1 protein-coding gene is annotated in these 1,000 nt (G+C 71.8%); it reads right to left on the bottom strand.

The genetic code is table 11. The annotated features are described in order from the left end of the window. Positions 1–299 precede the first annotated feature (299 nt). On the bottom strand, positions 300–1,000 hold a 701-nt coding region (locus ACIBEC_RS47860; RefSeq protein WP_360510363.1), incomplete at its 5' end, for an IPT/TIG domain-containing protein.

Raw genomic sequence — 1,000 nt, 5'->3', positions numbered from 1 at the left:
TGCCCGGCGGCGTCCAGTCCGGCGGCGCCTTCGAGTCGCCAGGTCTTGTGCCGGTCCTTGGGGTTGCCGTCGGAGGCGACCAGGCCGTGCAGCGCGAGGTCGCCGAGCGCCTGCCGGATCACGGTGTTCGACGCCGCGCCGGGGCGCAGCAGTCCGTCTTCCGGACGGCACCACCGCTTATGGCGGTGTCGCGGAGCTGCTGTCCTGGCCCGCCCGCCTCGACCTCGCAGCGGGCCACGGTGCCCGGCCCTCGCGTTGCGAGTGGTGGCGAGGCGGCTCGGGAGCCTACGGACGTGAGGTCAGATGTTGGGATCGGCGGTGTAGGTGAACGTTCCGGCAGAGGTGCCGCCGGGGCCCGTGATGATGACGTCGACGGTGCCGTCGGCTCCGCTGGGCGGGGCGGTGGCGGTCAGGGTGGTGTCGGAGACGACCTCGAACGGTGCCCGGATGCCGTTGAAGGTGACCTGGTCGGTGAATGCGAGGCCGGTGCCGGTGATGGTCACCTGGGTGCCGCCGGCGGTCGGTCCGGCGTTGGGGCTGACGCCGGTGACGGTGGACGGGTCAACGTAGGTGTAGGACAGCCCGTCGGTGGTCCCGCCGGGGGTGGTCACGGTGACGGCGGCACCGCCCGGCGCCGGGGCACCGGCGGCCCTGACGGTGATCTGGGTGTCGGAGACGGTTTGGATGACGGCTCGGGTGGGGCCGAAGTACACGTCGATGGCTCCGGCGAGGTTGCGGCCGGTGATGACGATCTCCTGGTCGCTGCCTGCGACGGGGCCCGCGACGGGGCTGATGTCGGTGAGGGCGGGGACCGGTGTGTAGTAGAAGGATCCGAGGGTGCCGGTGCCGCCCGGGGTGGTGACCGTCACGGGGACGGCACCGGATCCGGCGGGGGTGAGGACGGTCATCGACGTCGTTGTGTTGGCGGTGATAACTGCCTGGGCGGTACCGAAGTGCACGGCGGTGGCGTTGGCCAGGTTGTGGCCGGTGAGAGTCACGG

This window comes from Kitasatospora sp. NPDC051164 (assembly GCF_044455625.1).
Lineage (GTDB): Bacteria > Actinomycetota > Actinomycetes > Streptomycetales > Streptomycetaceae > Kitasatospora.
This window is presented reverse-complemented; position numbering and strand designations above follow the sequence as displayed.